This is a genomic window from Streptococcus thoraltensis DSM 12221 (genome assembly GCF_000380145.1).
GTDB classification, from domain to species: domain Bacteria; phylum Bacillota; class Bacilli; order Lactobacillales; family Streptococcaceae; genus Streptococcus; species Streptococcus thoraltensis.
In genome coordinates, this window is sequence record NZ_KB904600.1 from 1 (window position 1) to 24346 (window position 24346).

The 24346-nt window shown below is 39.9% G+C and carries 22 protein-coding genes, 1 pseudogene and 1 other annotated feature; all 23 genes and pseudogenes read right to left on the reverse strand.

The genetic code is table 11. The features are described from left to right. A pseudogene (locus A3IA_RS13450) lies at positions 1-594 on the reverse strand (transposase); the annotation flags it as partial. Positions 595-762: 168 nt separating this feature from the next. Then, positions 763-1197, reverse strand: a complete 435-nt coding sequence (gene msrB / locus A3IA_RS0106300) for a peptide-methionine (R)-S-oxide reductase MsrB (protein WP_018380476.1) — start codon at positions 1195-1197, stop codon at positions 763-765. A gap of 322 nt (positions 1198-1519) precedes the next feature. Beyond that, positions 1520-2872: a glutathione-disulfide reductase gene (gene gorA / locus A3IA_RS0106305; protein ID WP_018380477.1), complete on the reverse strand. Its 1353-nt coding sequence runs from the start codon at positions 2870-2872 to the stop codon at positions 1520-1522. A 586-nt stretch (positions 2873-3458) separates the two neighbouring features. Then, positions 3459-6638 (reverse strand): carbamoyl-phosphate synthase large subunit, encoded by a 3180-nt coding sequence (carB, locus tag A3IA_RS0106310; protein WP_018380478.1) that lies wholly within the window; start codon positions 6636-6638, stop codon positions 3459-3461. 434 nt (positions 6639-7072) lie between these two features. Further along, the gene (locus A3IA_RS0106315; protein WP_018380479.1) at positions 7073-8158 is read right to left on the reverse strand and encodes a carbamoyl phosphate synthase small subunit; all 1086 of its coding nucleotides are present in this window, start codon (positions 8156-8158) and stop codon (positions 7073-7075) included. Positions 8159-8193: 35 nt separating this feature from the next. Continuing rightward, positions 8194-9111 (reverse strand): aspartate carbamoyltransferase catalytic subunit, encoded by a 918-nt coding sequence (locus tag A3IA_RS0106320; RefSeq protein WP_026217592.1) that lies wholly within the window; start codon positions 9109-9111, stop codon positions 8194-8196. A 169-nt stretch (positions 9112-9280) separates the two neighbouring features. Then, positions 9281-9802: a bifunctional pyr operon transcriptional regulator/uracil phosphoribosyltransferase PyrR gene (pyrR, locus tag A3IA_RS0106325; protein ID WP_018380481.1), complete on the reverse strand. Its 522-nt coding sequence runs from the start codon at positions 9800-9802 to the stop codon at positions 9281-9283. A gap of 186 nt (positions 9803-9988) precedes the next feature. Further along, entirely contained in the window at positions 9989-10885 is an 897-nt protein-coding gene (locus tag A3IA_RS0106330) for an RluA family pseudouridine synthase (protein ID WP_018380482.1), read from the reverse strand. Beyond that, positions 10869-11330: a signal peptidase II gene (lspA, locus tag A3IA_RS0106335; RefSeq protein ID WP_018380483.1), complete on the reverse strand. Its 462-nt coding sequence runs from the start codon at positions 11328-11330 to the stop codon at positions 10869-10871. Before lspA ends, A3IA_RS0106330 begins: the two co-directional genes overlap by 17 nt. Before the next feature lie 8 nt (positions 11331-11338). After that, complete coding sequence (locus A3IA_RS0106340; RefSeq protein ID WP_018380484.1) at positions 11339-12244, reverse strand: LysR family transcriptional regulator; 906 nt, start codon at positions 12242-12244, stop codon at positions 11339-11341. Positions 12245-12322: 78 nt separating this feature from the next. Further along, entirely contained in the window at positions 12323-12907 is a 585-nt protein-coding gene (locus A3IA_RS0106345; protein ID WP_018380485.1) for an MptD family putative ECF transporter S component, read from the reverse strand. Between the two features lie 478 nt (positions 12908-13385). Then, positions 13386-13679, reverse strand: coding sequence for a 50S ribosomal protein L27 (gene rpmA / locus A3IA_RS0106350; RefSeq protein WP_018380486.1), 294 nt, complete (start codon positions 13677-13679; stop codon positions 13386-13388). Positions 13680-13699: 20 nt separating this feature from the next. Beyond that, on the reverse strand, positions 13700-14035 hold the full coding sequence (locus tag A3IA_RS0106355) for a ribosomal-processing cysteine protease Prp (protein ID WP_018380487.1): 336 nt from the start codon (positions 14033-14035) through the stop codon (positions 13700-13702). Between the two features lie 5 nt (positions 14036-14040). Beyond that, positions 14041-14355 carry a 50S ribosomal protein L21 gene (gene rplU, locus A3IA_RS0106360; RefSeq protein ID WP_018380488.1) on the reverse strand — a complete coding sequence of 105 codons (315 nt, stop codon included), beginning with the start codon at positions 14353-14355 and terminating at the stop codon, positions 14041-14043. Positions 14356-14392: 37 nt separating this feature from the next. Next, positions 14393-14466: a sequence feature (ribosomal protein L21 leader region), on the reverse strand. A gap of 546 nt (positions 14467-15012) precedes the next feature. Then, a complete protein-coding gene (locus A3IA_RS0106365; RefSeq protein WP_018380489.1) occupies positions 15013-16188 on the reverse strand; it encodes a CapA family protein in 1176 nt (391 codons plus the stop codon). A gap of 373 nt (positions 16189-16561) precedes the next feature. Continuing rightward, positions 16562-16738: a 30S ribosomal protein S21 gene (gene rpsU / locus A3IA_RS0106370; RefSeq protein WP_002884573.1), complete on the reverse strand. Its 177-nt coding sequence runs from the start codon at positions 16736-16738 to the stop codon at positions 16562-16564. A gap of 80 nt (positions 16739-16818) precedes the next feature. Then, positions 16819-17400 carry a uracil-DNA glycosylase family protein gene (locus A3IA_RS0106375; RefSeq protein ID WP_026217594.1) on the reverse strand — a complete coding sequence of 194 codons (582 nt, stop codon included), beginning with the start codon at positions 17398-17400 and terminating at the stop codon, positions 16819-16821. Continuing rightward, positions 17387-17869 carry a hypothetical protein gene (locus A3IA_RS12650; RefSeq protein ID WP_018380491.1) on the reverse strand — a complete coding sequence of 161 codons (483 nt, stop codon included), beginning with the start codon at positions 17867-17869 and terminating at the stop codon, positions 17387-17389. Before A3IA_RS12650 ends, A3IA_RS0106375 begins: the two co-directional genes overlap by 14 nt. A gap of 3 nt (positions 17870-17872) precedes the next feature. After that, on the reverse strand, positions 17873-18763 hold the full coding sequence (locus A3IA_RS12655) for a metallophosphoesterase family protein (protein ID WP_156802413.1): 891 nt from the start codon (positions 18761-18763) through the stop codon (positions 17873-17875). A gap of 471 nt (positions 18764-19234) precedes the next feature. Continuing rightward, positions 19235-19972, reverse strand: a complete 738-nt coding sequence (locus A3IA_RS0106385; RefSeq protein WP_018380493.1) for a GDSL-type esterase/lipase family protein — start codon at positions 19970-19972, stop codon at positions 19235-19237. A gap of 461 nt (positions 19973-20433) precedes the next feature. Then, complete coding sequence (locus A3IA_RS0106390) at positions 20434-20877, reverse strand: MarR family winged helix-turn-helix transcriptional regulator (RefSeq protein ID WP_018380494.1); 444 nt, start codon at positions 20875-20877, stop codon at positions 20434-20436. Between the two features lie 386 nt (positions 20878-21263). After that, positions 21264-22490, reverse strand: a complete 1227-nt coding sequence (locus A3IA_RS0106395; RefSeq protein WP_018380495.1) for an MFS transporter — start codon at positions 22488-22490, stop codon at positions 21264-21266. Between the two features lie 726 nt (positions 22491-23216). Then, positions 23217-24278 (reverse strand): LPXTG cell wall anchor domain-containing protein, encoded by a 1062-nt coding sequence (locus A3IA_RS0106400; RefSeq protein ID WP_425314535.1) that lies wholly within the window; start codon positions 24276-24278, stop codon positions 23217-23219. Positions 24279-24346 lie beyond the last annotated feature (68 nt).

The window sequence follows — 24346 nt, forward strand, 5'->3', positions numbered from 1 at the left end:
TTGAGTTGAAGTTTTTCAGCTTCAGTGAGGTTTGGCTTGCTTTCTAGTCCTTTTCCTCTACGATCCACCAGCCCTTGTGAGTCGTTCTTCTCAAACTTCCGTACCCAAGAATAAACTTGTTGGTAGGAGACACCAAACTTATCAATGGCAGCTTGATAGTTTTTCTCGTGAGCGATGGTATAGTTAACAATCTCAAGTCGTTCTTCAAAGGTGGTCTTGCGTCCTTGTTTCATACGGCTGTTTCCTTTACTTGTGGCTTTTAATTCTTTACCAGTAGTCTACCGTTTTATCCAGTCCCTGAGAACATAAGTGGCAGAAATATGATAGTTTGAACAGATATCCCTTAAGGAACCTTTACCAGCTAGATAGTCTTGAACAGCTTGTGCTTTTAACTCAGACGAATAAGTGTTTCCGAGTTCGACTCTCCCTAAGACCGTCGATTCCGAATTTCTCATATTTCATTTTCCAAGACTGGATTGTTTGATCATCGACCTGATATTGTTTACTGAGTTGGGTAAGCGACTGTTCTTGGTTAAGTAGTAAGCGAACAACTTCTAATTTTTCTTCTACTGATTTTGGACTTCTTTTGGACATAGGAAAACTCCCCTTATAGTTTCGAGTGAATTTTTGTTTTTTCACTGTCTACTATATGGGGAGTATATCAAAATAATAGCGTTTTTGGGAGTTTTATTATTAGTCATCTCTCTGGCGAGATGTTCCGAAGTATCACAGGTTCAGAGGCGTGTCTACGTTCTGATTTAGCTAATCAAATAACGATACAAAGTCTCCATAACCGGTTGCTTCCATTTCTTCGTAAGGAATGAACTTGAGAGCAGCTGAATTGATACAGTAGCGCAAACCTCCAGCTTCCGTAGGACCATCATTAAAAACATGCCCCAGATGAGAACCAGCTTCACGGCTTTTAACTTCAATTCGTCTCATAAAATGAGAACGGTCATCGTGATTGGTCACTCGCCGATTATCTACAGGTTTAGTAAAAGCTGGCCACCCACAACCAGAATTGTATTTATCAAGCGAGGAAAAGAGTACCTCACCGCTAACCACATCTACATAGATACCTCTTTCAAAGAATTCATCATATTCCCCTGTAAAGGCGCGCTCCGTAGCAGCATTTTGCGTAACTTCATAAGCCAAATCCCCAATACGTTTGCGTAATTCTTCTTGTGATTCTGTCATGCTTCCTCCTTGCTTTTTTGTTCTTTAAGAACAGTTTGAGTTGGTATTACTTTACCAAAACTTGGAAAACTAGAGTCTTTTAAATTAACTTTGAAACATCATCACTTTTGACTTACCCTACTCATAGTGAATAAAAATCAAAAGCAGACTAGGCGACACAGATAGCAGATAGAACTGAAGATCATCCAAATCAACAAGGTCTGCTTTTAATTTTCGAAGAGTATCACGTACCGTCCATGTCTCAATTCCTTGTCTGAAAGTTAATTTATTTGACGATATTATCTATCGTAAACTCCTGATTAGCTAGCAAAACAGGAGTTTCTTAGCGCATGGTAACAAATTCTTCCGCTCCGGTTGGATGAATAGCCACTGTCGCATCAAAATCTTCTTTTGTAGCTCCCATCTTAATGGCAACTGAGAAGCCTTGAACCATTTCATCAACACCGTAGCCGATTCCATGGAGTCCGATAATTTTTTCATCCTCACCAAGAGTGACTAATTTCATCAGTGATGGCTGACGATTGTCTCCCAGAGCAGTGTACATTGGCGTGAAGCTTGAACGGTAAACCTTGATTTGCTTTTGACCGTATTTGGCAATAGCTGCTTCTTCTGACATGCCGATTGAGGCGATAGCAGGGTGGCTGAAGATGACGGTAGCTACATTCTCGTAGTCCATTTTAGCATTGGTCTTACCATTAAAAAGACGTTCAGATAATTGACGCCCTGCCTTGACGGCGACTGGTGTCAATTCTAATTTTCCATTGACATCACCTAAGGCATAGATACCTTCGACAGACGTGTTTTCAAACTCATCGGTTTGAATATGACCTCTTTTGTTTAATGCAACGCCCGTGTTTTCCAAACCGAAACCAGTCACATTTGGCTTGCGCCCAACTGCCCAGATGAGGCAATCGACTGTGTAGGATTCCTCATTTTCCAAAATAAGTGTCAAAGAACCATCTTCATTTTTGATGACTTCTTTTGGCACTGAATGGGTGTGTAAAGTTGGTCCGTGCTTTGCCATTTCATCCGTCAATACAGAAATAATTTCCCCATCAAAGTTACGCAAAGGACGTTCTTTACGGACAAATAGATGCGTCTTCGAACCAAGAGCATCCAGAACACCTGCAACTTCAACAGCAATATAGCCAGCCCCAACAACAGCTGTACGATTTGGAACTTCATCAAGCTCAAAGAAGCCATCGGAAGTGATTCCGTACTCAGCGCCCGGGATTTCGGGAATAACTGCATGCCCACCAGTTGCAACCAGAATATGTGGTGCCGTGTACTGCTCGCCAGCAACTTCAACTGTATGTGCATCCACAAAGGTCGCATAGTCATAGATTCGCTCAACACCATTATGATCAAAACCGCGTTCGTAAGATCCATGGATACGATCAATATAAGCTTGACGGTTGGCTTTCAAGGTTGTGAAATCAAAGTTTTTCACAGCCACATCAAAGCCATATTCGCCTGCATAGCGATTAAGCGTCTCAGCAACCTGTGCGCCATACCACATGACTTTTTTAGGGACACAGCCCACATTAACACAGGTTCCGCCAACTTCATTGGCTTCAATTAAAAGGGTTTTTGCGCCATGCATGGCTGCGCGATTTGCTGAAGCAATCCCACCAGAACCGCCACCAATAACAATGTAATCATATTCTTTCATCATAGTATCCTCGTTTTCTTTTTGCTCGTTTCTTCTTAAAGATTATCACAAACTAAAAACGTCCTCAACTATCTGCTACGGCAAGCAAAAAAAGCTGGAGAGCCTGCTTTCAGGTTGAAAAAAGTCTATTTTGAAAAGAACCTCCTTATAACAGCAGTATAGTACACTTTTTATACTGTCCATTATAAGTGGTTCTTTTCATCTCACTATCTTAGCTTTTAGAGCATTCTTCTCCATGCGAATAGCTAGGTAATATAGATATTAACCTGGCTAGTACTTTATACCAATTTAAAGCGCATTTTGTACTTAGTTGGGTCTGGGATAAAAAGATTTTCATTTTATACTCTTCGAAAATCAAAAGCAGATGTTGTTGACTTGATTTGATGAACATCAGTTCTATCTGCTATCTGTGTCGCCCAGTCTGCTTTTGATTTTCATTTAGTATTAAAAATTCTTTATTATCTGGTTTTATGACGTTGATAAGACTATAAAAAATGAACAAGATAGTTTTCTGTTGGACAGAATTCTATCTTGTTCATTTTTTATGTTTTGTGTGTCAGACTTTGATCCCAAACACTTCCTTAAATTCTTATATCGCTTCTGTCCTAAAGCCACGGCTTTCTAGCACTTTTAACATAGCATCGGCAGTATCAAGTGCCGTGAAGAGGGGAACACCTTGCTCAATAGCTGAACTTCGAATAATCTGCCCATCTTTGTCCGTAGTGCGTTTGCTACCAACGGTATTGATAATAGCTTGTACTTTACCAGCGCGAACCAGAGCTGGAATATCTTGTTCTTGATTTTCACCTATTTTATTGACTAATCGCGCATCAATGCCATTCTTGCCCAAATACTCCGCCGTTCCTTGAGTGGCAAAAATACTGTAACCGATGGCTGCAAAGCGTTCAGCTAACACTAGAGCTTCTTCTTTGCTATCATCAGCAATGGTAAAGACAATATTTCCGTATTCTGGTAAGTGGAAATAAGATGCTTCAAAAGCTTTATAAAGCGCCTTTTCAAGCGTAGCATCTGACCCCATAATTTCCCCAGTTGACTTCATCTCAGGTCCTAGAAGACTATCTACTTTGGCTAATTTACTAAAGGAGAAGACTGGTGCTTTGACATGAACTTGAGAAGATTCTGGATAAAGACCTCCTTCATAACCTAAGTCAGCTAAGTTTTCTCCCAATATCAAACGTGTTGCCACTTGTGCCATTGGAATATTGGTCACTTTGGAAAGGAAAGGAACCGTACGACTGGCACGTGGATTGACCTCAATAACATAGACATTCTCATCCTTGATGACAAACTGAATGTTCATCATACCGATACAATTAAGACCAATAGCCAAACGTTTAGTGTAATCAGCAATTGTTTCCTGAACTTCTTTCGAAAGGGTCTGTGGTGGATAGACAGCCATGGAATCACCCGAGTGAACACCTGCTCTTTCGATATGTTCCATAATTCCTGGAATCAGAACATTTGTTCCGTCGGAAATGGCATCCACTTCACACTCTTGCCCAACAATGTATGAATCAACAAGAACAGGATGCTCAGGACTGGCTTTGACAGCTGTTCTCATGTAAGAACGCAAATCATCTTCATTTTCCACAATTTCCATAGCACGTCCGCCCAAAACGTAGGATGGACGAACCAAGACTGGGAAACCGACCTGACGAGCAGCTTCAAGAGCTTCTTCCTCATTAGTCGCCGTATGTCCCGGTGGTTGCGGAATGTCTAATTCCTTGAGGGCTTTTTCAAACAAATCCCTATCTTCAGCACGATCCAAATCTTCCACTTGCGTTCCTAAAATGCAAACGCCAGCTTCAGACAAACGTTCTGCAAGGTTGATTGCTGTCTGTCCACCAAACTGCACAACCACCCCTTTAGGCGCTTCCAAATCAATAACGTTCATGACATCTTCAAAAGTTAGTGGCTCAAAGTAGAGTTTGTCCGACACGGAGAAATCCGTCGAAACCGTCTCGGGATTAGAATTCATGATGATGGCTTCGTAGCCAGCTGCTTGAATAGCTTTGACAGAGTGGACAGTGGCGTAGTCAAATTCAACCCCTTGCCCAATCCGAATTGGACCAGAACCAAGAACAAGTACAGATTCTTTTTCAGTACGCACAGATTCATTTTCAAAAGCATACGTCGAGTAGAAATAAGGTGTGCTAGACTCAAACTCTGCCGCACAGGTATCAACCATTTTATACACTGGTAAGAGATTATTAGCTAGACGGAGTTCGCGAATCTCCTCTTCACGCATGCCCCAGAGTTCAGCAATCTTACGATCGGCAAAACCATGACCTTTGGCTTCTTTTAAAAGGCTCAGATCGCCAACTTTAAGCGCTAGTTCCTGTTCTAATTCATGGATATGGAGTAATTTATCCAAAAAGAAAATATCAATCTTAGTTAAGTCAGCAATTTCTTCAATGGAAATCCCTCGACGAATGGCTTCTGAGATGTAGAAGAGGCGGTCGTCTTGTGCTTTGACGATTTTTTCAAAAAGCTGGTCATCACTAGCTTCAAATAATTCTGGAATCTCATTATGGTAAACACCAATCTCCAAAGAACGACAGGCTTTAAGCAGTGATTCTTCAATATTACGACCAATCGCCATAACCTCACCAGTTGCCTTCATTTGCGTTCCTAGACGGCGTTCACCATGCTCAAATTTATCAAATGGGAAACGTGGAATCTTAGCAACCACGTAGTCCAAGGCTGGTTCAAACATAGCATAGGTTGAACCTGTCACTGGATTAATCATCTCATCCAAGGTCAATCCAACGGCAATTTTAGCCGCTAATTTGGCAATAGGATAGCCAGTTGCTTTAGAAGCAAGGGCTGAAGAACGTGAGACACGAGGATTAACTTCAATGACATAGTATTTGAAACTATGAGGATCAAGAGCGAGTTGGACGTTACAACCACCCTCGATTTTCAGCGCGCGAATGATTTTCAAACTAGCATCGCGCAGCATTTGATTCTCAATATCAGAAAGGGTTTGAGTTGGTGCAAAAACAATGGAGTCACCCGTGTGAATACCAACGGGATCAAAGTTTTCCATGTTACAAACAACCAAAGCATTATCAGCCGCATCTCGCATGACTTCATATTCAATTTCTTTAAAACCGGATATGGAGCGCTCAATAAGACACTGGGTTACAGGTGATAGTTTAAGCCCATTTTTGGCAATATCTCGCAGTTCTTTTTCATTGGAACAAATCCCTCCACCTGTTCCGCCAAGGGTAAAGGCTGGACGAACAATGACAGGGTAACCAATAGCATTAGCAAATTCAAGCGCTTCTTCTACTGTTTCAACAATTTCAGATTCTGGAATGGGTTGTTCCAATTCTTCCATCAATTGTTTAAACAAATCACGATCTTCCGCCTGATCAATAGCTGACAGCTTAGTTCCCAAAAGTTCAACCCCAAGCTCATCTAAAATACCTGCTTTTGATAGGGCCATAGCCATATTGAGACCTGTTTGACCACCAAGGGTGGGAAGGAGAGCATCTGGGCGCTCTTTTCGTAAGATACGAGAGACAAACTCAAGCGTTAAAGGCTCGATGTAAACCTTATCCGCAATTTCTTTGTCTGTCATAATGGTCGCAGGGTTAGAGTTGACCAAAACCACACTATAACCCTCTTCTTTCAAAGCAAGACAAGCCTGCGTACCAGCATAGTCAAACTCGGCAGCTTGACCGATAATGATGGGACCAGACCCAATCACCATAATTTTTTTAATATCTTTTCTTTTTGGCATCTTGTTATCCTTCAGTATTTCCTATCTCTCCGGGTAGAATTAAATGGCGGTAAGTCAGAAATCTACGAATTCGTTTGCGTCCCTTATAGGACGACTAGGACTTCCGTAGATAGTTCAGACGTTGACGACGATTTTTGTTATTTACTGGCGGTTCCGACCATGGTTTTCATTGAAACAATCTAGCGATTAGCTTAACCAATTCGCCATAAGGATTGGTGTGCAACAAGGACTTGCTTTAATATAGTCTTTTGAATTACCTTTCATATATGGTCACTTTCGACTTGCCCTACTCATACTCAATGAAAATCAAGTACTGTTCTGCGTCTCAACTCCTTGTGCTAAAAGTTAATTCATTTGACTATAACACTTAAAGATAGTCAATTTTTCCTATTCTTCTGTTTCTGAACACCATTAAATAACTTCCCTTTACGCTCTTATTGACCTTGTTCAGTCTGATAAGTAGCAATCATCTCTAAGAAATCATCAAATAGATAATCAGCATCATGAGGTCCAGGGGCAGCATCAGGGTGGAATTGGACTGAAAAGGCTGGAAAGTCTCGGTGACGAAGCCCTTCAACTGACTGATCATTAATCTCTTCATGAGTGACCATAAGACAATCTGGTAAGTTTTCGCGTTTGACCGCATAGCCATGGTTTTGGCTAGTAAAATCAACACGACCTGAAGCAATTTCACGAACGGCATGATTAAAGCCGCGATGACCAAAAGTCATTTTATAAGTTTCAGCACCATTTGCCAAAGCAAAGAGTTGATGTCCCATACAGATACCAAAAATTGGGATCTTGCCCTGTATACCTCGAATCATTTCCAAAGCATGAGGGACATCTGTCGGATCCCCAGGACCATTTGAAAGCATCACCCCATCAGGATTGAGGCTTAAAATCTGTTCAGCAGTTGTATCGTGGGGGACTACTGTCACATTGGCATTGCGTTCTGAGAATTCTCTTAAAATGGAGTGTTTAAGTCCAAAATCAACCAAGACAATACTCTTTCCAACTCCTGGAGCGGGATAAGCTGTTTTTGTCGATACTTGTTCTATGTTATTAGTCGGCAAAACCGTTGCCCGCAATTGATCTTTTAAATGCTCAACACTATCACCATCATCTGCCATAGTAGCTTTCATGGTGCCATGTTGGCGAATAATTTTTGTTAAAGCTCTAGTATCAATACCAGAAATTCCCGGGATATTCTTAGCTTTCAAAAACTCATCCAAGGACATTTGATGACGCCAGTTACTTGCTCTACGAGCATGTTCAGCGACCACAACGCCCTTGCAGGTTGGACTGATGGACTCATAATCATCACGATTAACCCCGTAATTCCCCACCAAAGGATAAGTAAAGGTTAAAATCTGACCATTATAAGATTGGTCTGTGATGGATTCTTGATAACCAGTCATCCCAGTGTTGAAGACAATCTCACCCGTCACATCAATATCGGCACCAAATGCCTGTCCTTCAAAAATGGTGCCATCTTCTAAAATTAAGAGTCGTTTTCCCATATCTTTTCCTTTCGGCAAATCCTCTCAGAAACTTGTTAACAATTTTTCTTGCGGCCATTTAGAACAGCTTCCAAAATGGCCATTCGCACAAATACACCATTAGACATTTGTTTAACAATGCGTGATTTGTCAGCTTCTACTAGAGCATCGGCGATTTCCACATCACGATTAACTGGAGCCGGATGCATGACAATAGCTGATGACTTCAAGTTTTGATAGCGGTCTTGGGTCAATCCGAACAGTTGATGATAAGCTTCTTTTGAGAAAGAAGTCTGACCATCATGGCGTTCATGCTGAACCCGTAAGAGCATCAGCACATCAAGATCTGGCAAAATATCATCAAGCACTATATGCTGCCCATACGCGTCAAACTCTTCAGAATACCACTCCTTAGGACCGGAAAACGAAACGTCAGCGCCTAAACGTGTCAGCATCTGCATGTTAGACCTAGCCACTCGAGAGTGCGTAATGTCACCAGCAATACAAACTTTTAAGCCATCAAAGTGACCAAACTCTTCATAAATGGTCATCAAATCCAGCAAACATTGGCTAGGATGTTGCCCCGAACCATCACCACCATTGACGATTGAAACTGTCATGGTTGGGCTTGCTATGATCTCCTTGTAGTAATCCACCGCAGGGTGACGAACAACACAGACATCAACACCCAAAGCATCCATGGTTAAAATGGTATCGTAAAGCGTCTCTCCCTTATTGACAGAACTAGTGTCAGCATTGAAATCTATGACATCCAACCCCAGTTTTTTTTCAGCCACTTCAAATGATTTATGGGTTCGAGTGGAATTTTCAAAAAAGAGATTGGTAGCAAAGGTTTGACTATCCAATTCAAAATCTGCTTGACCATTCTTAAATGACAATGCTCTCTCCAAAAGCGCCATGACTTGTTCTGTTGACAAGTCTTCCATACTTACCAAATGTTGTAAACTCAGCATCTTCTTAACCTAACTTAATACCCTTTTACTCTAACAACGACAAAATGTCGTTGACTGATTTTAGACTCCACTATAAGAAAATCAAAAGTAAGCAATGCTGATGGACGCAATAAATACTCGAGCATTACCAGAAAATCTGACAGAAGCCACTTTTGATTTTCAATGATTGCTAGCTTGGATCTACAATGCTAACACTATCACGTCCATCAACTTCTGTGACTTCAACGACAATTTCTTCCACGCTTGACGTTGGAATGTTTTTACCAACGTAATCCGCACGAATTGGCAATTCACGGTGCCCACGGTCGATAAGAACAGCGAGACTAACACGCGCTGGACGACCGATGCTAACGAGGTTATCAATGGCTGCGCGAATAGTACGACCTGTATAGAGAACATCATCAACCAAGATAACGTCTTTATCAGTAATATCAACTGGCATTTCTGTTGTGTCTTCTTCAACTTTCATATCATCACGGAAAGGCTTGATGTCAAGTTCTCCAATAGGGATTACCAATCCTTCCAATTGTTGCAAACGTTCTTGAATACGACGAGCCAAATGAACACCACGTGTTTTAATACCCGCTAAAACAATCTTATCAAGGTTTTTATTACGCTCAATAATTTCATAGGTAATACGGGTAACTGCACGTTTCATGGTTACTTCATCAATTATTTCTTTGGTTTTCATGGTAAACAACCAACCTTTCTAAATCTACAAAAAAATCTCCCTGACAACTCAAGGAGATAGCAAATAGGGTACAGTTAGCCTGTACTTTTTCTGGTCTCCTTGCCTGCCTCACGGGACAGGGTTAAAGGATTATTTTGTTAATTCATTTTAGCAAAAAGCAACTCTTAACGCAAGTTAAAATAAAAATTATTTGGCTTTTTGGCGCAATTTTTCCAAAGTATCTTGAAAAATCTCTGGCAATTCAGCTTCAAATGTCATCAATTCACCCGTTTTAGGATGTGTAAAACCAAGCGTTCTAGCATGAAGAAATTGCCCATTTCCAGCCAAGGTTTTACGAGGACCATAAGTGACATCACCTGCAATAGGATGTCCGATGTAAGCCATATGAACACGGATTTGATGCGTACGTCCTGTCTCTAGCTGCAATTCAACAAGTGTATAATTGCCGAATCGTTCTAAAACATGGAACCGCGTCAAAGCCGGCTTTCCTTTTTCAGTGACAGCTTGTTTCTTACGATTCTTATCTGAACGTCCAATAGGTGCTTCAATCACACCGCGATCATTTGGCAAATTCCCGTGAACCAGAGCAAGATACTGGCGCAAGGATTTTTTTGCTTTGAGTTCCTCAGCCAAGGATTGGTGTGTCTGATCGTTTTTGGCAATCATCAAAAGCCCTGACGTATCCTTATCGATACGATGAACAATCCCCGGTCGGACAACACCATTGATAGATGACAAGTCCTTGATATGATACATAAGCGCATTAACCAGAGTACCAGACGAATGCCCTGCTGAAGGATGGACTACCATGCCTTGCGGCTTATTAACCACAACAACATCTTCATCTTGGTAGATGACATCCAAAGGAATGTCTTCAGCTGTATACTCTAAAACCTCCTCTTCGGGAATCTCATAGCTGATAACGTCCCCTTCTTTGACGGCGTATTTTGCCTTGGCTGTCTGACCATTGACTAAAATAGTACCTGCTTTAATTTCTTCATTAGCTTTTTGACGTGACAATTCAGTTAGGGCTGCTACCGCCTTATCTAGGCGAACCCCCGCCTCTTTAACGATTACTTCCATCTTCCTCTTTCCATAAGGCAATCATCAAAACGATGACGCCAACTGTTAAATAAGAATCCGCCACATTAAAAATGGCAAAATTCATGAAATCCAAATGCACCATATCAACCACATAGCCAAGCCGAACACGGTCGATAAAATTACCTAAACCACCAGCTATGATTAAAAGTAATCCCGTCAAGAACCAGAGAGATCCCTTAATCATTTTATTAGCATAATGGGCTGCTACTCCAACCACAATAAAGGTAACGATGGTGAAAAACCATTTTTGGTCTTGCAAAATAGAAAAGGCCGCTCCCCTATTTTGCAAGTAGGTCAAACTAAAAACACCCGATAAAAATGGCTTGACCTCACCCAATGGGATATGAGCAACAATCCAAAACTTACTTAACTGGTCCAAAAATATCAAGACCAGCACCAATCCGCTAAAAAGTATTTTCCGCATACTATCTCCTATGGCTTGTACTTGTCAAAGTAAGCTGTCATCACCTTGATAAAAGCAAGAGCTTGTGGGCTTAAATTGACATCCTTACGCTTGACATACACCATCTTGTTGACTAAATGATCTTCTAAAGGAACTACGGTAATACCATTTACGCTACGCTCATCTAAGAAGCCTGAACCTGTCGCATAGGCATCTGTTCTCTCTAAAATACCATTTAAAGTCGCCCGATCTGTCACATGGTACATGATGGTACTATCAGATGTATCGACAAGATTTTCAGAATAATAGAGATACTCATCTTTTTCTTGTGCAAACTTTACTGTTGGCAAACCTGCCAAGTCGTCCATCTGAATCTTTTCTTTTTCAGCTAAGGGATGATTTTTTGACAAGTAGATATGAGTTCTAAAAGAAATCAAGTCAACTGATTCCAAGCCCAATTTTTCCATACGACGAAACAAGCCACTCTCATTTTGATGATTCATGTAGATAATCCCAATCTGACTGAATCCTTTAGAAACCTCGTCAAGGATTTGAATGGTTGTTGATTCAAAAATACGAAAATCTTTAAGTTCAGGGTAAGTCTGTGAAAATTCAGTCATCAAAGGGGGGAGAAAATCATAGTGTTGACTGGCAATCGAAAACTGGTTATCTTCCTCCTCTGGTTGGATGAAATGTTTTTCAAAGGAGTCAAAACTTTTAACAACTTCTAAAGCCTTTTCATAGAAAGTCATGCCCTGAGCAGTTAAAACAGCACCAGTTGTTGTTCGCGTAAAAATTTGAAAATCAAGCTCCGTCTCTAAATCTTTAATAGCTACAGACAAGCTTGGTTGACTAACATAGAGTTTACTGGCTGCTTCACGAAAAGTTCCGCTATTAGCAATAGCTACAACATAGCGCAATTGCTGAATATTCATCAAAAGAACTCCTTTCCTCGAATTCACTCCCTCTATTATACAAAAAAATCATACGAAAAACGTATGATGACTACTTTTTTAGGCTTTCTTTTTAAAAGAGCTAACTTGAAGCGTTTTCCCAAGCCAAATTCCAACCACAGCACCTAAAAGAGTCAATGTCCAGAAAAAGATAAGGGGTTGCCAGTCTTGAGCTACCATGACACGATTCACGTAAGCCATATCCTTCCCACGCTCCAAAAGCATGTTTTGATAAGCCTTCGGTGCCAACCACATGAACAGGATTGGACCTGTTGTGGTTAGAGAAAACACAATGAAGGATAATTTATTCTTCCAATCGTTGTGATACTGACCAGACAGAGCGATTCCATCTGCAAGCAAAGCAAAAAGCCAGTATGGTAAAATGGTCGCCCAAAAATGCCCTGACGTTAGGAAAAAGAAAGAAACTAAGCCTGAGGTTAGGGTGATAAAGCCAAAGAAAGGCTTCTTGAGTAGGTATTGGAAAAATAAGATTCCTGAAAAAATCGCTGAAAAAGCAGGTGCATAGAACATGTTTCCATTGCGGTCAAAGATAAAATTGCACAAAACGCCTAGACCTAAACACAGAAAATAAAGAATAGCACCTACTACGAGACGTTTAAGGTTAAAAGATAATGTTTTTGACATGAGTCTTTCTTTCATTTTTAGCCATTTTAACATAAATCACTAAAAATGAATAGACGAGACGGAATTGAAAGCATGCTAGCATATAAAAAGAAGTATGGCATGACAATACCGCAAAAGCAACATTAACCAAAAGCACAAACGCCCACTTCTCCTCTGTCCATCAGCATGATACCACGAGAAGATGACAACATTCGCCCCTTTTAAACTAAGAAAATCATATGAAATGACTCTTCAAAAAGGGCAAGACTGCCTTCTAATACTCACCCAAAATCAAAAACTAACTTTCTGTAACCATTGTCTGGTGACGATGGTTTTTAATACTCTTCAAAAATCAAAAGCGAATTTTGTTGACTTGATTTGATGACCTTCAGTTCTATCTGCATTGGCTTTTAGAATATAGGGACTACGGTGGGTACCAAAGCAACAAAAGAGGCTTTCCTAAGTTTAGGAAAGCCTTATTTTATGCGGATTTAGCGCATTATTTTGCGATTGGGTAAACAGATACTTGTTTTTTATCGCGTCCTTTACGTTCGAAACGTACAACACCTTCAACTTTTGCGAAAAGTGTGTCATCTCCACCACGACCTACGTTAACTCCTGGGTAGATGTGAGTTCCGCGTTGACGGTAAAGGATTGAACCACCTGAAACAGTTTGTCCATCAGCAGCTTTAGCACCAAGGCGTTTCGCTTGTGAATCACGTCCGTTTGATGTAGAACCTCCACCTTTTTTGTGGGCGAAAAGTTGCAAGTTAGCAAGATTCATATTTAACATAATGTTTGTCCTCTCTTTGTTTAATTGGTAATGACTTTTGTTGTAACAAACTCTTGAGAGTTCTCAGCCAAATTAGTCATACCTAGGAGAAATGATTCAAATAATAATTGAACTTTCTCATCCTTAAGGTCAGTTAAATCAGATAAGGCTATCTTCATATAACCGCCATCAATCTCATCCATTGTTACATCTGCTGTACAGTCAGTTAAAACTTCTAAAGAATTAACAAGGTTAATCGATAGGGTTGAAACAGCTGCGCAAACGATATCATAACCAAATTCACCACTTCCAGCGTGTCCTGTTAATTCAACACTAACAAGGCGCTGTTGCGTACGAATAAAGGTTGCTTGAATCATAAAGATTAAGCGTTGATAGCGTTGATAACAACTTTAGTGTAAGGTTGACGGTGACCTTGTTTACGGTGGCTACCTTTTTTAGGTTTGTATTTGTAAGAAACAACTTTCTTTTGTTTACCTTGTTTTTCGATAGTACCAACGACTGTAGCTCCTTCAACAACTGGAGTACCGACTTTAGTAGTTTCACCACCAACAAGAACAACTTCGTTAAAAGTCACTTCTGCGCCAGCTTCAGCGTCAATTTTTTCAACGTAGATAGCTTGACCTACTTCAACTTTAACTTGTTTACCACCAGTTTTGATGATTGCGTATGTGCTCATGATGCACCTCCTATAAAAAATTTTTGTCTGAGGTTTTCCCTCTGTGAAGACTCGCCTAGATTGCGAGGCACGAAGCCTACTTAAACAATGTTCGCGCGGTTGCACAGGATGTGCATTTAGTCAACATTCATATGTTATCACAAGAGGGTTATGAAATCAAGGATTTTACGACTTTTTCTTTGTTATAATCAAATGAATTAACTCTCAGACAAGGAACAGAAAAGACACAGACAGTACTTGATACTCTTCAAAAATCAAAAACAAACCTTATTGACATGATTTGATGACCTTCAGTTCTATCTACATATGAGTACGGCAAGTCAAAAGTGAGCATGTAGCAAAGTGATATTCACCAAAAATCAAAAACTAACTTTTCTGTAACCATTGTCTGTTGACGATGGTTTTTAATACTCTTCAAAAATCAAAAGCAGACCTTGTTGACTGGATTTGATGGACTTCAGTTCTATCTGTATCGGCGTTACCTAGTTTGCTTTTGATTTTCATTGAGTATGAATTCAAAAGACTATGTAATCTTTTTCGTTTTCTTCTCCTAAGCAAACTAAAAAGGTTGAAGAAAATTGTCCAAATAGACTTTTTCTTCAACCTGTACCAAATCTAGCTTTGTTTGACTGAAAACCTGTGACAGCCCTTGAGTGGCTACCACTCTAAATTCACATGTTGATTCATTTCTTGATAAGCAGTATCAACCTTATCACGTAAATCTTCAGTGATTTCCTGCCGATACTTGCCACCCTTTATAAAATCTTCCAATACCATCACACGATAATCATATAAGGCATAACCTTCTGGCGCAAACCTTCCATTTGGACTTGCATCAACCAAGGTAGGATGAGCTTTCACCTTTTTGACGATGGTTTCTTTGCCAGATTTTTCAAAGGTCACATCCATCAGCAAGCCCCTCTCAGGCCACTTATTCTCCATAATTGTTGCCTGCTGGTTTGAGATAAAGTTCCCCATAGAATAGATGATAAATTTCTTTTGACCGTCTTTTTTGATCGTTTCTGCCGGTTCCACTACGTGCGGATGACCTCCAAAAACAACATCTGCTCCCCATTCGACCATTTGACGGTAGAGTTCTTGCTGTTCTTTGGTTGGTTTCAAACGATACTCTTCTCCCATTTGTGGCATAACAATGGTAACGTCTGCTTTTTTTTCGGCTTCTCTAAGTTCTGACTTGATTTTATCTCGATTGAGGTCTGACATGTGGCGATTATATTCTTCTCTTGTCAGATTTGTATCCATGCCATTATAACCATAAGAATAGGCTACAATAGCAATCTTTATCCCATTAACATTCTTAATGAGAACCCCCTCTTTCGAACGATTTTTCTCATAAATCCCCACTGTATCTATACCTAATTTATTAAAGGTTTTCTTAGTATTTAGGGCGCCCTCTAAACCTGAGTCGAGGATATGATTATGAGCCAAATCCACCACATCATACCCTGTATTTTTCAAGGTTTGAGCAATGCTTTCAGGGGCGTTAAATAAGGGATAACCTGACAAAGGATAATCAGGAGAAATAGTTCCTTCAAAATCCCCAATAGCCAAGTCAGCACTGGAAATCCTGTCCTTAACATAAGTAAAATAAGGATCAAAATCATACGAACCATCACTTTTCAAGGCACTGGCATAGAGAACATTATGAATGAGAATGTCACCGTTGGCAAGCACTCGCGCTTTCTTGAGCTTACCAGCCTTAGTCGGAGCTGGTTTTGTGAAAGCCTGATAACCATCAAATAAGCCCGCCCCAAGCAAGGATAGGGCAATAAAAGTCAGACAAGTATTCCTAATCACAGCTAAATGTTTCATAGAGGCACCTCCTATGGACAGTATACCATAAGTAGAAGCTAAATGGATAACGTTTCCACTATCTACTCGTTATAGTCAAATGACTTAACTTTCAGAACAAGGAACGCAAAAAGTCGAACAATACTTGATACCCTTCAAAAATCAAAAGTAGACCTTATTGACGTGACGTGATGACCTTCAGTTCTATCTGCTATCTGTGTCGCTTAGTCTCTTTTTGATTTTCATTTAGTATGAATACGGCAAGTCGAAAGCGACCATGTAACAAAGTCAATTCAAAAGACTATAACAATCCTAAGGACTTCAGCCAAGCAAACAACAAACTTTTTAAGCACGCAAAAACCACTCCAAAAAGAGTGGTTAAATCTAATAATAATTAGAATTTTTTACGTTTGCGAGCTGCTTCTGATTTACGTTTACGTTTTACAGATGGTTTTTCATAGTGTTCACGTTTACGTGCCTCTTGAAGAGTACCAGCTTTAGTCACAGAACGTTTGAAACGACGAAGTGCATCATCGAGTGATTCATTTTTACGTACGACTGTTTTTGACATTGATTTCACCTCCTCAAGATAAGATACCATTTACACGGTCTTAATTATTATACTGTAAAGTGACTGCATTGGCAAGATTTTTATAAGTTTTTTCCAAAAATTTTTGTCAAGTGGTTTTGCAAGTCTGGCAAGAGTTCTTCTGCAAACCAAGGATGTCTGCTCAACCAGATATTATTTCGAGGCGACGGATGAGGTAGAGGAAAATAGTCAGGCAAATAATCTTGATAGTCTGCCACACGATCCGTTAAAGTCTTTTTATCCGCTAAATAGTAATCCTGAGCCGCCTTACCTATTAGTAAGGTTAATTTTATACCAGGCATTTCTTTCAATAATTGAGGATGCCACTTATCCGCCTGTCCTTTACGAGGTGGCAAATCACCCGACTTCCCCTTACCCGGAAAATAGAAATCCATAGGCAAAATCGCAATCTGACCTGACTCATAAAAGAACTCTTCATCAACTCCCAACCATTCTCTCAAGCGATCACCACTTGGATCTTGAAAAAGTTTCTGCTTATTTTGAGCTTTTATCCCCGGTGCCTGCCCAATAAGCAAAACTTTGGCTCTTTCACTCACTTGATAGAGCGGCTCAATCCCAGCATTGGTGTAGGATTGGTTAGCCTTGTCCTCTTTAATAGCTTCATAAATACTAGTCATTATCATCGCCCTCCTCCTTTTGCTTTTTTAAGGAAATCCTAACTTCTTGATCTGAACCACCGCTACTCTCTTCTAGGACTTGCTCTATATAGGTCACCACGAAACTATCTGGATGACTTTTCTTAACCTTTTGATAGACACTCTTTTGATAAACATGTTGATTCAGCCAATTCTTATCTATTGTCTGACCTGTAAAATACGCCAGATTGACTGGTGCAATAATTGCCGACAACTCTTGCGCTAACTCACTGTCATACCAACCCTCATCATGTAAGCTCATATGAACTAGGAGATTGCTAGCATTGTTAAAGATGCTGTCCATATACTGCCGATGATTGGTCAACTCCTTGTTTTTAAGCTCCTTCTCTTTCAACCAAGGCTTCATATCCAATACTTTTTGGCGGTAATGAAGGCTATTTTTTCCAAAGGTTAATTCTCCGATACTGGCTGGCGAGATGGAAAAGGCACCGGTCACAATTTAGGTTAATTTAGAGCCACCTGAAAGTTTATCTCGCTCAATATTTTGGGTATGAATATGACCTGATAAAGCAAGTTTCTGCCCATACTTAGCGTACAAGGCTCTTAAATCGGGAGCATTATCCAAAGCATAGCCTTGTTGGGGTTGCCGGTGCTGATTGAGGACATTATGGTGCATAACAGGGATAAGCAGAGCATCTTCTTTTTGAGCGGCCTTTAATTGTTGTTCGATGAAATCAAGTGTTGCTTTTTTTAAACGCCCATTGGTGACAGGGGCACCACTACCGTTTTCATCTACATAGATATTGGAATCAATCATCAAGAACCACCGTTTTGGGCTAACCTTAGCTAGATAGGTCAAAGAAGAAGAATCCCTAGTATCCGCCTCCTCGTACCCAAAATCTGCCATTAGTGTTTCAAAATCAGTCTTCGATAGTTGTTTGGTCTTGTATTGTTTTTTTCCTCGAAATTCACGTGCCCAGCCATCAGAAATGTCATGATTCCCCGGTTCCACCAGTACCTGAATGCCATTTTGCTCAAAACGCTTAAAAATATCAGATAAGTCCTTCAAGCTTTGATACTCCCCGTTAAAGGTCAGGTCACCACTGACCACTAAAAGATCAGGTTTTTCTTTTTTAGCTTGGACTAGCAAGGCTTCCATTCGGTCTTTTCCATAGCGTAAATCCTTGCCGGCTGCTGTCGCTTGAATGGTTTTAAAGGCTTCCTTATTATCCTGTAAAGCAGGAGATAGCAGGTGCAAATCGGTCACTACCCAGACTTTTTTGATGGGCTTCTGCGTCCCAGTTCCAGTGATTTGTTTCCAATTTAGCAATGTCAATAAGGAAGCCAAAAACAGTACGGCAACCAGCATAATGCTTGATTTTCTTGACACCCTCTCTCCTTTCACTAATTAACTAATACTTAAACAAAATCAGACTAAGCGACACAGATAGCAGGTAGAACCAAAATTTATCAAATCAAGTCACCATGGTCTCAATTGGTTTTTAAAGAGTACGTTTTTTGAATTAACTTTGAGACATGCTCACTTTTGACTTGCCCTACTCATACTCAATGAAAATCAAAATTAGACTAAGCGACACAAATAGCAGATAGAACTAAAATTTATCAAATCAAGTCAACATGGTCTCAATTGGTTTTTAAAGAGTATGTCTTTTGAATTAACTTTGAGACATGGTCACTTTTGACTTGCCCTATTCATGCTCAATGAAAATCAAGTACTGTCCACGTCCCAGTTCCTTGTCTGAAAGTTAATTCATTGGACTATATAACTAATTCTATCTTATCACAAGTCTCTACAAGCAGCTAAAATTTATCAAAAAAGACCACTCACATTCCCTAAGGACTATGAATGATCAAGTTTTTTAGTGGCATTTACCGCTTTTAGCGGCGTTTGTTGTAGAATGGCATCGACCATTTTCCAATTACCAGATAGGTTAGGGTGTAACTGGTCTGGGAAATCTTCAGGATGCTTCTCAGTGCCCTTGTATTGGTCAATAACAGATACGCCAGCTTCCTTGGCTATTTCAGGAATGAGTTTCCTCAATTGCCCATCTACTACCTTATTATTCGGAAAAGTCGGATGTGGATTTTCAAAGAAGACACGAGGTGGGATCATGATGTAGATTTTAGGATGACTCTCTAAAGACTGATAGCGTTTAATGGCTGCCAAGTATTCTTTTTTGTAACGCTTGGGTTGCCAGTAAACATCTCTAGAATCATTGGTTCCCAACATGATAATGACAATATCAGGATTCACTTTAAACGATTTCTTTGCTAAAGGCTCTTTAAAGTATGGCTTAGCTGTGTTTGATAACAAAGTTCTGCCACTTAAACCAAAATTGATGACATGATATTTTTTACCTAGAACTTGCTGAAGAAGGGCAGGATAAGACTCTGTCTCCCGTGTTGAAGCAACACCTGCTCCGTAGGTAATACTGTCTCCAACAGCAGCAATAGTTATTTTATCTTCCTTAGTTGAGGTATCACTGGGCGCAATCAACCGTGAAAAGCTATAAATTGCCACTACAATCACTATCAAATAGATGACTTTATCGAACAATTTCTTATTTTGTTTGACCATTTGATACCTCCTTTCCGAACGCCCCTCCATTATCTGATATTTTAAATGAAATTTCAAAGAAAATAGTTATCAATTTTTGATAAAAGAGAAAAGCTGGTCGCTCATCTTCCAGCTTTTTCTGATTAAGATTCGAAAAAATCCTTAGCACACTTCAACTTGTGAGTTAGATAGTCAGTATAGCGGTCATTTTCAGCCATCAAGCTGTCATGATTTCCAACTCAATGATATGACCATCTTTCATGAGCAAGATTAAATCGGCATTTCAGATGGTTGATGGACGGTGAACAATGGCAGACTAAGCATTTTCCAACTTGGCTCCATAATAGCAAAGGTGGTAGCCCCTTTTCTTGAAGCCATTTGGCGATGTCGGTCAGGCAAAAGGTGGCATTTCAAAATCCATTTCTATAGACAGAAGAATCATCGCTCATCCTTTGCCGCTTAACATTTAAATAATCTTAGTGCTAGTCCTCTTCCTTAAAACTTTCTAGATTTTGCGTTAGTTGACTTAATACTTTTTCAACAACTTGCCAATCATCTGGCTCAATTCCAACAAACAGTTGGCTCATTAGCTCTCTATGAAAATTCTCCAAAGGTTCAATTTTAGACACTCCCTCTTGTGTTAAAACCAAGCGTTTGTAGCGTTTATCTACTGCCGATGTTTCCAGATGTAAATAACCATTTTTTTCCATTCGCTTAACAAGGTTACTAGCGACAGACTTCGAAATATGCATGCATTGTTCAATATCCTTTACAAAAACATCTCTCTCCTGATGTTTAAAAAGATAGTACAAAACCTTCCCTTGTGGACCCTTTAAATGTTCAATGTCATGTTTTTGAGCAATATCACCTGCTGCCTGCTCCAAATCAGAAATAATTTCCTTTAATTCATGTAATGGATTTTTCATAAACTTTCCTTTCTGCCACAAAAATCCCGATAAGTTATTATAGTTCCCTCGAGAACTATAGTCAAGAATAAAATGTCTTTCCCCACGACTTCAGTGATTTAGTTGCTTATTTTAGAAAAATAAAAAACACTTAAAATCTAGAGAAAAAAACTCTAGATACTAAGTACGTTTAGTATAGTCAAATGAATTAATTTTCAAACAAGGAACTGAGATGCAGACAGTACTCGATACTCAATGACAATCCAAAGCAGACTAGGCGACACAGATAGCAGATAAAACTGAAGGTCATCAAATCAAGTCAACGACGTCTGCTTTGGTTTTTCGAAGAGCATGAGTAGGCCAAGTCGAAAGTGACGATAGATCAAAGTTAATTCAAAAGACTATCATTAATCATGACTAGGTGTTTGGTAGATTTGTGGTCTTAAATTCTTGATAGATAACATAGCCACTAAACTAACCAAATAAAGACTTGCCAAGAAAATCATTACCATAGAAGTATTTGAAACATCCAAAATCATACCGATAATAACGGAAGAGAAGCCACCGACTGCTCGCCCGACATTAAGAATGACGTTATTGGCTGTTGAACGAATGTGATGTGGGTAAAGTCGAGTAATTATAGCTCCGTATCCAGCAAACATACCATTTACAAAGAAACCGACAATAGCTCCGCCAATCAACATGGCTGCTTGAGAATTAGCAAATTGGAAAAGGAAAACACAGACGGCTGAAGCGATTAAAAAGCTGGTGTAAACAGGGCGTGGTCCAAACTCATCCAAGATTTGCCCAAAGACCAACATACCAAGACACATTCCTAAAATAGTTGTCACCATCCAAAGTGATGAATCCTTCACAGAAATACCCAGACTAGTTTGAATAATGGTTGGCAGCCAGTTCATCATGCCAAAGTAACCAGCAATTTGTACCGTCGTCATAACCATTAAAGCAATCGTTTGTTTAGTCAGATCTGCCGTCTGAAAAAGATGGCTGATTTTTGCCACTTCGACATCTTCATGAGTTTGATATTCAGCATGGTCAGTAATCTTTTGATCATCAACGCTCAAGTGCATCCATAAAACCAAGAAAAGCGGAGTCAGCCCAAATAGAAAGAGACCTCGCCATCCCAGACTTGGTGCCAACCAACCTGCTAAAAGCGCTGATGAAATGGATCCGACTTGTCCCGCAATACCATTAAGCGAGGAGATACGCCCCATTTTTTCTTTGGGAACAATACCAGCCATGATAGCAATGGCAACACCATATTCTCCCCCAACACCAATACCAGCAATAAAGCGCATAAGATAAAGGTAAGGTAGACTATTGGTAAAATAAATGAGTCCTGTCGCTATAGCAAAAATAACAATAGTCCATTTGAAAACTTTGAATTTATGATAGCGGTCAGCTAGAATCCCAAAAAATAGTCCTCCCAGCAGCATGCCTAAATTGGTTATTGTGGCAATCCAGCCAGCTTGGACACCATTGATAGCCAAGTCTGCCATGATGCTAGACATAGAAAAGGAAAGAAACATGACATTTAAATCATCTGTCCCTGAGGCTACAATGGCTGACGTTAGAGCACGACGGTTGTTTTTATCGAGCGATAAGTTTAACATAATTCCTCCAAAAGATGGCTCACCGACCATCCTTATTTGTGCGGAACCGTTTCTTGTGAAAAAGAGACTGGTTAAACCAGCCTCCACACAAAAGTAAGCATCAAAAATAGCTTATTATCTATTTCTGATACCATTTTTCAACTTTCATGTCTCACAGGACACGGTTAAAGTAACAGTTCAAATTGTCAATAGTTTATCGGAAATTGAAATAATTGTCAAGTAAAATCACTACTTCTACAAAAGATTGCGCTGCAAAACAAGAAAAATACTACCTAACCTATTACTAAAGACAAAGATACAGAGAGCTAAAAGGAACCATAAAAAAAATAGGATAACAAGATAAATTAAGCTTTTAGTTTCGCGCTACGTTTCTAAACAAAAATAGAACTAATCGTGATAAAAGATGAAAAAATTGGTACGATAAGCAACCTTTCAAAACTTATATCAATAATCATCAGAAAGGAAAGCAAACACCAGTAACAAGTGTTGCCTTTTATAGTCAAATGAATTAACGTGCAGACAATAAGCTCAAAAAAGGGGCTCTATAATTTCTGTAGTGGGTAAATTCCCCTCGGAGATTATGGAGTCTTTTTAAATGTAGAAAAAGAGCACAAAAAAGAGAAGACCAGACGGTCTTCTCTAGATGTGAACTTAGTCGGCATAGCGACAAGCTATCAGCTTTATGTTCAATAATAAGATAGGTAGTTTATCTCGTTATATCAAAGGCTATTTTCGATCTTTTTTACGCTTAGCCACTAGACTTGCTCCAAAGAGAAGTCCTAGACCTGCTAAAAGACCGTTATTAGTTTTCTCACCTGTATTTGGAAGGTGTTTAGCTGATTCTGAAGCAGTGTGAGACTGGCTTGCTGAAGCATTTGCACTCACTGAAGCACTCATACTACTTGAGACACTCATTGAAGTTGAAACGCTTGTTGAAGCTGACTGACTTGCACTCATTGAGCTTGAAACGCTTGCTGATGCTGATTGGCTTACGCTCATTGAGCTTGAAATGCTTGCTGATGCTGATTGGCTTGCACTCATTGAGCTTGAAGCTGATACAGACACGCTACCTAAACCTGAGATAGATTCTGAGGTTGAGACTGACAAGCTATCTGATTGTGAGACAACGTCAGATACTGACGTGCTTAAGCTGCTTGAAGCTGATTCTGACAATGACTTGTTCGTTGAGCGTGANGTTGATTCTGATNNNGANACAGANGNTGANTCTGAATCACGTGTTGAACCACTCATTGATGCTGATTCGCTCACTGAAGTTGANNCNGAATCACGTGATGAATTGCTCATTGACAAGCTATCGCTATCAATATCAGGATTGTTTGACAATGATAGTGATGCTGAAAGTGAATCGGAAACAGATGTTGANGCACTTGTTGATTGACTATCNCGTACTGAATCNGACATTGATTCTGATGTCGATACTGACATTGACTTAGAATCTGAAGCACTTGTTGAAGCTGACTTAGACTCTGAAGCTGAGTTACTCAAGCTATCACGTGCTGAATCTGAAGCTGAAGTTGAATCACTTGAACGATCAGATTCTGAAACAGAGGCGCTCATTGATGAGGAAACGAATTCTGACAAGGAGTCTGAAACAGATTCTGAGCTTGAACCATCAATGTGTGAATCGGAAACAATATCTGACAAGCTCGTTGAGAAGCTATCTGATGTTGAAACGGATTCTGAAACTGAGTTTGAGGTTACTTTTGAAACAGATTCTGAAGCACTTGCACTCATGCTGTCTGACTCAGTTGAGTTTGAGGTTGACATTGAGTCTGACAATGACGCAGAGATGGATTCTGAATCATCCGTTGACTTACGGACTGAAATAGATTCTG